Here is an 8,939-nt window from a genome sequence, read left to right as displayed (position 1 = left end):
ACAGCGTTCATGTGAATCCCTCCAAAACAATAGATTTGTAGCAATGGTAAACCAAACTCCTCATTGCCGATTCGATCTATTGAGGGTTGACACGAACGTGCAGAAGCGCAGTTCTACCTGCATAAAACGAACTGCTGGGAATGGGAGGATGGATGACGGACTTAATTGCGGACGTAATGTTCCAGGAATCACGCGTCAGACCAATGCACTCTCATTCTACAGCTTAGGTAATGAGGTAGACAAGGAGCGGTCGCGTACCGCTTCCCTGATCTATAAATCTATTGTAATAGGAATCACTGATAAATTCAGCCACCCATCTTTACACATCTGCGCCGTCCTCTCGTCGTCGACAAATCCTCGACGTAGCACTGCTACACCTCCGGTTTGTCTCCTCGATAGAACCGGCGCATCTGTGCAAATCCGGGCGACTTCATTTTATCAGTGCTTCCTGAGTCACTGAGGCGAATGCCTTGGGAAGGCGCAGGCGAGTGATGAGCTGAAGCCAGGAGAACTGCCTGATGGACAATCGCCATTTGACCTGCGAGTGATGGGAAGGGGATTAAGGAAGCGCCGTTTGGCGTTTCCTCGGCTGCACGAACGCAATCCTCCCGGCGAAATTGCCGGGGATTTTTTGCGCCGCCCTTATGCGCCTTTTCTGCTTCGCAGGAGGGGCGCTTTATTTTGGGAAAGGGTGATGTAGATGAAAGGCAAGAAACATCTGACATGGGCGGTGTTCGCGGCAGTTGCGGGCATGAGCTTTGCGGGCGAGGCGTATGCGGCGGAAAATGCGGCGGCAGGAAAGGCGGCAGCGAAAACGACGCAGGTGCAGGAACAAAGTGCGGAAACTGCAGAAAGCGGCGGTCATGATTTGCCCGATACGCTCGTGACGGCGCAGCGCAGGCGGAAGAGCGAGCTCGATACGCCCGCGACGACGACGATCATCACGGCGAAGGACATCGAAAAGGCAGGCTATCGCAACGTATTTGAGGCGATCGACCAGCAGATCGGCTCGACGAGCACGTCCTACGGCGAGGCAGGACAGGATTTCGGCTTCAGCGCAGGACGCATCACGCTGCGCGGCTATGACAGGGGCACGCTTGTCATGGTCAACGGCGTGCCGATGAATCTCAAGAACTATCCGAGTACGGAAAATATACCCGCCGCCATGGTCGAGCGCATCGAGATCGTCAAGGGCGCGGCATCGACGCTCTATGGCAGCGAGGCGATGGGAGGCGTCATCAACATCATTTTGAAGAAACCGAAAGCAGGCGAGGAAGCTGTCAAGGCGAGTGTGACGGCGGGGAACTACTTCAAGAAGGCAGAAGTATTTTTCCAAGGCGACCGCTTCATGCTCGATGTGAGCAGGGAGTGGTCGAAGGACATCCCCCATTCCAATGCGTTCGGACTGGATAAGGTTTCCTGGATCGATTGGTGGGTTGGCAAGGGACAGAAGAATCGCTTGGGGGCAAGCGTTGCGCTCACGGATGAGCTGTCCTTGAACTACAACTATACGGAAGGCAATATTACGCGCGGTGGCATCAAGTACAAAAAGGCCGGAAATCATCTTGTGAAGACGGCGACAAAATATGACTATCGCTTCGAAGATTATCGGCATACGGCGAATCTCGTTTATCAGGGCAAGGAAAACGGCATCCATGCAGTCCTTGGCTATAACTATCGCAAGGTTGACGGCTATGATTATGTCAAGCATGCAAAGGTCGACTCCAATGCTGTGCTGGACGGCGAAATTTTCGATGTGCAGAAGACTTGGAAGATGGGAGTCGATTCCTTGATTCTTGGGTATTCTTATAAGCGCGAGGCTGTGGATCTTATCGAGAAAAAGAAGGATGCAACGCGCACGGGCAATGCACTTTACGCTTCCTACAGCAAGCAGTTCACGCCGCGTTTCAACTTCACGCTCGGTCTGCGCGGCGAGTGGATCAACGATCCCGAAAAAGATCAAAGCGTTTTTATGCCGCAGTTCCAGACAGACTACAAGCTTGACAAGGATACGGCATGGTACATCAACGTCGGCAAGGCGTTTCAGATGCCGACGGTGGATGATGTGTTCCGTTACAAGAATATGAATCCGCAAGGATTGAGGCCGGAAAACGGCTGGACGTATGAGACAGGCATCAAGCATCGCCATGGCAACGATACATGGAAAGCGGCTGTCTATCACATGGATATGAAAAACAAGCTCGGTTGGGCAAAGGATGCGAAAGGCGATTATTATGCAGTAAATAAAGGCGATTTCCGCAATACGGGATTTGAAGCTGAATATATGAAGCGCTTCAACGATACGTGGAGCGTCACTGTTGGCGCAGGCTATTCCAATCCCCAAGTGCAGGATCCCGCCGGCAAGAAGCGGGAATGGGTGCAGGATGCAGGACGCATCGAAGGTCTTGTGCGCGTCGACTACAAGAAGGATAAATGGCAGGGGAATCTGAATCTCAAGTACCTCGGCGATCGTGAGTATTACAAGCCGTCGTCTGGAACAGCGCAGGATGTGCCCGACAAGCTGCAGCTCAATATGAATCTCATCTATACGGCGGGAAAGAACGATACCGTGACGCTCGGCGTCTACAACCTCTTGGACAGGGAAAACTACTCGAACCGCTACGGCAACCTCGATCTGCCGCTGAATTTCCGCCTGACCTATGCGCATACGTTTTGACATCGTGCGGCGCGGCGGTGCGCTGGCGCTTCTTTTGGCCGCGAGTTTTCTCCTCTGCGCCTGTGCGCGAGGAGGAACGGCGGCAGAAGAGGATGAGGGCGAGTTTTTCCGCGGCGTCGATGATATGGGGACGAAGATCGTGCTGCACGAGAAGCCGCAGCGCATCGTGTCGCTCAATCTCGGCACGGATGAAATCCTGCTCGCGCTCGCGCCGCCCGAACAGATTGCGGCGCTTTCCTCCTATGTGGACGATGCGGGACTTTCGTGCATGGCAGAGGCGGCGAAAGCCGTACCCGTCAAGCTGCACGACAAGAGTCCCGAGCGCGTGCTCGCACAGCATCCCGACCTTGTGCTCACGACGGACAGCGTGCCGAAGGAACTCGTGGCGAGTATGCGCGATCTGGGCCTGACGGTCTTTGTTTCCAAAACGCCCAGGAGCATAGATGCGGTTTTTCCGCGCATCGAGTCCATCGGCAAGGTGATCGGCAGGGAAGAGGAAGCGGCGGCCTTGACTGGAAGGCTGCATGAACGCTTGGCGGATGTGACGCGGCGCACGGAGGACATTCCCGAAGACGAGAGGCCGATCGTCGTCGCCTTCGCTTTCAGCGGCGTCTTTGGGCGGCGCGACGACCTCTTCGACGACATGTGCCGCCATGCCGCGCTCAGAAACGGCGCAGCGATGGCGGGTCTCACGAAGGACAACAGCATCTCCATGGAGCAGGTCGTCGCGCTCGACCCCGACGTGTTCCTGCTGCCGTCATGGAGCGCCGAGGGGGAAAAGACGGAAGAATTCCGTGAGAAGCTGCGCAATGACCCGTTGTTCAAGCATGTAAAGGCGGTGCGCGAGAACCGTCTCTACTGCGTGCCCGATACGTACCGCTACAGCGCCTCGCAAAATGCCGTCGAAGCCGTCTATGTGCTGGCAAAGACCGTTTATCCTGAGCGTTTTGCCGATGAAGGCGGCGCGAGTGCAGGAAATTGATGCTTGATGTGCAAACGTGCCGGAAAGGGGCGGCGATGGGGCTGAAGATGCTGGTGCTGAGCCTGACGGGAGACTGCAACCTCGCCTGTCGCTATTGCTATGCAAGCGGCCAAGCGAGGCACACGATGGCATGGGAAACGGCGCGGCGGGCTGTCGATCTGGCTGCCTCCTGCGGGGAGCCGTTTCTCCTGCAGTTTTCGGGCGGCGAACCTCTGCTTGCATTGCCTCTCCTTGCACGTATCGCCGCCTATGTGCGCGATCATCGCATCGAGGCGCACATGGCTGTTCAGACGAACGGCACGTTGCTGACGGAAGAGGCGGTGAACATCCTATGCGATTCCAATATTGGCATCGGCGTGAGCCTCGACGGCAGACCTGCGCTGCATGATCGCCAAAGGCAATATTCGGACGGCAGAGGTTCTGCCGCTGACGTGGCGGCGGGCATCGAGCGCCTTGCGCGGCGCGGCGTCGGTATCGGATTGACGTGCGTCGTGACGGCGGAGAATGTCCACAGCCTGACCGATGTCGTCGATATGGCCTATTACTTCGGCAATGTGCATCGCGTCGGTTTCGACCTCCTGCGTGCGCAGGGGCGCGGCACGAACGCCGCTTTGCCGCGAGAAAGCGATATGGCGGCGGCGATGCGCGAGGTTTTCGCTCGGCGCGAGGCGCTTTATCGCTTGACGGGACGCCGCCTCGCCATATCGCAGGAGGAGCAGGCGAGAGACATCGCAGGGCGCTGCGGGAGCGATTTTTCCCACTGCTATGCGATGAACGGCGAAGGCGTCCACGTAGATGCCGATGGCGGCATCTACGCGTGCTCCTCTTTTGTCGGTGATGAGCGCTTCTTCCTAGGCGCTGTTATACAGGGCGTGAATTTGCGTCGTCAGCAGGAAGTATCTGCCAAGATGCAGCGGAGCATGGATTTTTGCCGGCGATGCCCCGATTTTGCCGCCTGCGGAGGCGGCTGCTTCGCGCGCTGGCTGGGAATGGAACAAGAAGGGCCGTGTGGGGCGGAATGTGCGTTGAAGAGAGTGGCAGTATCGGCAGTTTTCGAAAAGGAAGGGTACCGTGCGGAGTAAGGTCTTCAAGATAGATTCCAAAATTTGGAGAAAGGGAAAACCTGCATGATGAAAAAGACGTATCCCTTTTCTGCCATCGTGGGGCAGGAAGAGATGAAGAAGGCGCTTTTGCTCAATATCGTCATGCCGTCCTTGGGCGGCGTGCTGATCAAGGGCGAGAAGGGGACGGCGAAGTCGACCGCCGTGCGCGCCGCCGCGGGGCTGCTGCCCGCCATGCGGGCGGTGGCGGGCTGTGCGTGCCGCTGTGACCCTGCGGCGCCGGAGTTTTTCTGCGACGATTGCCGCAGGAAGGCTGCGGCGGGCGCACGCATGAAGGAGGAGAGCGTCCCCATGCGCGTCGTGGAGCTTCCCGTCAGTGCGACGGAGGATCGCGTCGTGGGCACGCTCGATATCGAGGCGGCGATCCGGCATGGCAGGAAGGAGTTTGAGGCGGGCATCCTCGCGGAGGCAAACCGCAGCATTCTCTATGTCGATGAAATCAATTTGCTCGACGATCACATCGTTGACATCCTGCTCGATTCAGCGGCGATGGGCGTCAATACGGTGGAGCGCGAGGGCATTTCCTATGCGCATCCTGCACGCTTCGTGCTCGTGGGCACGATGAATCCCGAAGAGGGCGACATACGTCCGCAGCTGCTTGACCGGTTCGCCCTTTCGGTGATGGTGAAGGGCGAGCGCGAGGCGAAGGATCGCATCGAGGTGGTGAAGAGGCGCATCGCTTATGAGCAGGATGCGGAGGACTTTGCAGCGTCCTACGAGGGGCGGCAGGAGGCATTGCGCGAGCGAATCGAAAGGGCGCGCTCTCTCCTCAAAAGCGTCGCCGTGGCAGATAGAATGCTGGAAAAGGCGGCGCACATCTCGCTCGCGCTCGGCGTTGACGGGCATCGCGCCGACATTACGCTCATCAAGGCGGCGATGGCGAATGCCGCCTTCTCGGGGCGCACGGAGGTCGCAAAGGAAGATATGAAGGCCGTCAGCCGCCTCGTGCTCGCGCATCGCCTACGCCGCCGCCCCTTCGAGGAGGGCGAGGTCGACTGGTCTGCCGTGGATGATGTACTGGCTTGAGGAGATGGGCATGGAATATCCGCGCTATCCGTTTACCGCTGTCGTCGGTCAGGAGCAGGCGAAGAGGGCGCTTCTTCTCGCGCTCGTGAATCCGCGCACGGGCGGCTTGCTCATTTCAGGCAACCGCGGCACGGCGAAATCTGTCCTCGTGCGTGCGGCAGCGCCGTTCACGCCGACGGGGAGTCTCGTCGAACTGCCGCTCGGCGCGACGGACGATATGGTCTTCGGCAGCCTCGATGTGGATGCGGCCGTGCGGAACGGCGAGCGTCGTCTGCGCCATGGACTCCTGCATCGTGCGGCGCATACGCTCATTTACATGGACGAGGTGAACCTCCTGCGCGAGGAGGTCTTGAAGTCTGTCTTAGAGAGCGCGTCGGCGGGGATGTTTTCCTTGGAACGCGACGGCATATCAGCGGTCGAGGAGATAAGTTGCATCCCTGTCGGGACGATGGATCCCGCAGAAGGCGTGCTCTCGCCCGTGCTGCTCGACAGCTTCGGCATGTTCGCAGCGATGGATGATGTGGAAGAGACGGAGCAGCGTGCTGAGATCGCGCGGCGCGTGCTCGCCTTTGAGCGTGCGCCAAAAGCTTTCTACCGCATGTATGCGCAGCAGGAAGCCGAGCTGCAGCAGAAGACGGCACGAGCGCGAGAGATGCTTCCTGCTGTGGAAGTTTCCCGTGCCATCCTGCATCTCGCTGCGCAGTACGCCGCACGTGCCCTTTGCGTGGGAAATCGCGCCGAAATCTATCTCGTGGAAGCGGCGCGCGCCTTGGCGGCGCTCGCCGGGCGCATCTATGTGATGCCGCAGGACATCGAGGAGGCTGCTCTCTTCGTGCTCGCGCATCGCATGAGCCGAAAAAAGGAACAGCGCGAAGAGAGAAGCAGACAGCAGAAAGAGCCGCAGGAACAGGAACAACCGCAGGAACAGCAAGCTGAGCCGCAGGAAGAGTCGGAAGATGAGGCGGATGATGCGGCGGAGGATGAACGCCCGGACGATAATTTGACGAGAGATGCGATGGGCGGAGAATCGAAAGAGCAGGAAGCCGATACAGGAGGAACGCAGGAAAAAGCGGCGCAGACCGACGAGGAGCGAACGTCGCCTGCAGATGGCGATTCGGGCGGCGAAAATAGAGATGAGACGCACTCCATAGAAACGGTTATGGCGCGGCTTTCTCTCCTGCGCGAGGCGGTGTGCGGGAGGAAGGGCAAGAGCGGCAGACGCGCAATCGTGCAGCTTGACGTGCCGACGGGACGTCCTTGGCGCACATCGCTGCCGCGCAGCGGACGGCGCATCGACCTCGCCTTTGCCGCTACGCTTCGCGCGGCGGCGCCTTATCAGCGGCAGAGGCATGGCGAGCAGGCCGTCGTCATACGCGCCGAGGATCTGCGCGTATGGATTCGGGCGCGTCGTGCCGCCGCGAACATCCTCTTCCTCGTCGATGCAAGCGGCTCTATGGGCGCGAAGGAGCGCATGAAGATGGTGAAGGGCGCGGTGCTCGCCCTCCTGCGCGAAGCGTACCAAAAGCGTGACCGCGTGGGACTGATCGCCTTTCGGCGCACGAGCGCCGAAACGCTCTTGCCGATGACGCGAAGCGTGGAGCTGGCGGAAAAGGCGCTGCGTTCTTTGCCGACGGGCGGCAAGACGCCGCTCGCGGAGGGACTTGCCGCCGCGCTTAAGATGATGGATGAGCTCGGTCGCAAGGAAGGCGCGGAGACGGTGCTCGTGCTCGTGACAGACGGCAGGACGAATGTTTCTGTAGCGGGGAAGGCGAAGGAGGAGGCGCTGCGCGCAGCGGAGGAGATCGCGCGAAGAGACGCGCACTGTATCGTGCTCGATACGGAGAAGAGCTTTCCGAAGGTGGGACTGGCGCCTGAGATCGCGCAGCGCATGAATGCGGGATATGCCACGTTGGAACGTCTTTGTGCCGAAGGTGTATTGGAAGTCATGCGGCGTTTTCGCGATATGCAAGAGTGATGGTGCGTGATGGAGGAGCAAAAGCAGATGGAATTGGCAAGACTGACGACGGGCGACATCGCTTATCGCTATGACAAGAGCATCGTTTTGGTTTTCAGCGGGCCGCGCAAGGTACTGAGCACTTCGCTTTACAATGGCGGCTACCATGAGGATTTCGAGGCGGTGTTCAACCGCGATATGACGCAGGGATCGGGAATGCCCTGCGAGTCCTTCGCACCGACGTACGTCGAGAGCATGAAGATCGTGGCGGAGCGGCTTGGTCTTGCGCCGGAATTGACCTCGGGCATGGGTACGGCGGCGCACATGGAAAACGCCTCTATCGTGTCGCGAAGCTACAAGGAACTGACCGTAACGGCGATCGTAACGGGCGGCGTGGAAACGAACGGCGGGCGCGTCGGCGATCCTGCATCCTACTACAAGACGGCGGAGAAAAAATGCGGCACGATCAACATCATGCTCGTCATCGACGCCGATCTGCCGCCCGGCATCCTTGCGCGTGCTCTCGTGACCTGCACGGAGGCGAAGACGGCGGCGCTGCAGGAACTCATGGCGCCGAGCCGCTATTCCACAGGACTCGCCACGGGTTCGGGCACGGATCAGACGATCGTCGTCGCCAACAGCGAATCGCCGCTCTTCTTCGAGGGTGCGGGCAAACATTCCAAGCTCGGCGAGCTCATCGGTCTCGCCGTCATGGCGGCAGTCAAGGAAGCGCTCAAAAGGCAGTCGGGTCTTACGCCCGCGCAGCAGCACGACCTGCTGCGCCGCCTGCGCCGCTTCGGCGTCACGGAAGAAGCGCTGTGGCAGCGATATAGGGAAGAGGCGGGTGCCGATCCCTTGATCAAGGCGCAATTCATCACTGCTTTGGAAAAAGTGACCGCCGTGCCGGCGCTTTTTCCCTTGGGCGTGCTCTTCATCCATCTTTACGACGAGTATCTTTGGGGGCTTTTGGAAAAAGAAGAAACTTGGGAAGCAGCGGAAACACTGCTGAAAGAGATGGCAGAGGTTCTTTTTCTTTCGTTGAAAGAAAGCGTGTCCATGCAGGACGACTATATGAAGTCGATGGAGCATCTCCTCGTGTATGCCGTCATCGAGCGCGGCCGCGAAACTTTAGGGGAAACGGCGTCGAAGGAAACACATGCCGATGTCGGTGCATGAACG

6 protein-coding genes and 1 riboswitch are annotated in these 8,939 nt (G+C 58.9%); all 6 genes read left to right on the top strand.

Annotated features, from left to right (window positions below; genetic code table 11):
* Nucleotides 1-363 precede the first annotated feature (363 nt).
* Nucleotides 364-534, top strand: a riboswitch (cobalamin riboswitch).
* A gap of 166 nt (nt 535-700) precedes the next feature.
* From HMPREF1153_RS07200 to HMPREF1153_RS07175, 6 genes are read left to right on the top strand one after another with little or no spacing between them, the layout of a single operon-like run.
* Nucleotides 701-2,677 (top strand): TonB-dependent receptor plug domain-containing protein, encoded by a 1,977-nt coding sequence (locus HMPREF1153_RS07200; RefSeq protein WP_009646271.1) that lies wholly within the window; start codon nt 701-703, stop codon nt 2,675-2,677.
* On the top strand, nt 2,661-3,659 hold the full coding sequence (locus tag HMPREF1153_RS07195) for an ABC transporter substrate-binding protein (protein ID WP_009646196.1): 999 nt from the start codon (nt 2,661-2,663) through the stop codon (nt 3,657-3,659). The genes HMPREF1153_RS07200 and HMPREF1153_RS07195 overlap by 17 nt, the downstream gene beginning before the upstream one ends.
* The gene (locus tag HMPREF1153_RS07190; protein WP_009646187.1) at nt 3,659-4,741 is read left to right on the top strand and encodes a radical SAM/SPASM domain-containing protein; all 1,083 of its coding nucleotides are present in this window, start codon (nt 3,659-3,661) and stop codon (nt 4,739-4,741) included. Before HMPREF1153_RS07195 ends, HMPREF1153_RS07190 begins: the two co-directional genes overlap by 1 nt.
* 45 nt (nt 4,742-4,786) lie before the next feature.
* On the top strand, nt 4,787-5,806 hold the full coding sequence (locus HMPREF1153_RS07185) for an ATP-binding protein (RefSeq protein WP_009646245.1): 1,020 nt from the start codon (nt 4,787-4,789) through the stop codon (nt 5,804-5,806).
* Between the two features lie 10 nt (nt 5,807-5,816).
* Nucleotides 5,817-7,781 carry a VWA domain-containing protein gene (locus tag HMPREF1153_RS07180; protein ID WP_009646217.1) on the top strand — a complete coding sequence of 655 codons (1,965 nt, stop codon included), beginning with the start codon at nt 5,817-5,819 and terminating at the stop codon, nt 7,779-7,781.
* 9 nt (nt 7,782-7,790) lie between these two features.
* The gene (locus HMPREF1153_RS07175; protein ID WP_009646265.1) at nt 7,791-8,936 is read left to right on the top strand and encodes an adenosylcobinamide amidohydrolase; all 1,146 of its coding nucleotides are present in this window, start codon (nt 7,791-7,793) and stop codon (nt 8,934-8,936) included.
* Nucleotides 8,937-8,939: the final 3 nt, after the last annotated feature.

Source organism: Selenomonas sp. CM52, from assembly GCF_000292955.1.
In the GTDB taxonomy this organism is placed as follows: Bacteria; Bacillota; Negativicutes; order Selenomonadales; family Selenomonadaceae; genus Selenomonas.
Note: the sequence above shows the minus strand (reverse complement) of the source record. Positions and strands in the feature narration are given on the sequence as shown.

Excerpts from the sequence above, each read along its gene's own strand:
- HMPREF1153_RS07185 (WP_009646245.1), top strand. The coding sequence starts at position 4,787 with ATGATGAAAAAGACGTATCCCTTTTCTGCCATCGTGGGGCAGGAAGAG.
- HMPREF1153_RS07180 (WP_009646217.1), top strand. The coding sequence starts at position 5,817 with ATGGAATATCCGCGCTATCCGTTTACCGCTGTCGTCGGTCAGGAGCAG.
- HMPREF1153_RS07195 (WP_009646196.1), top strand. The coding sequence starts at position 2,661 with ATGCGCATACGTTTTGACATCGTGCGGCGCGGCGGTGCGCTGGCGCTT.
- HMPREF1153_RS07190 (WP_009646187.1), top strand. The coding sequence starts at position 3,659 with ATGCTTGATGTGCAAACGTGCCGGAAAGGGGCGGCGATGGGGCTGAAG.
- HMPREF1153_RS07200 (WP_009646271.1), top strand. The coding sequence starts at position 701 with ATGAAAGGCAAGAAACATCTGACATGGGCGGTGTTCGCGGCAGTTGCG.
- HMPREF1153_RS07175 (WP_009646265.1), top strand. The coding sequence starts at position 7,791 with ATGGAGGAGCAAAAGCAGATGGAATTGGCAAGACTGACGACGGGCGAC.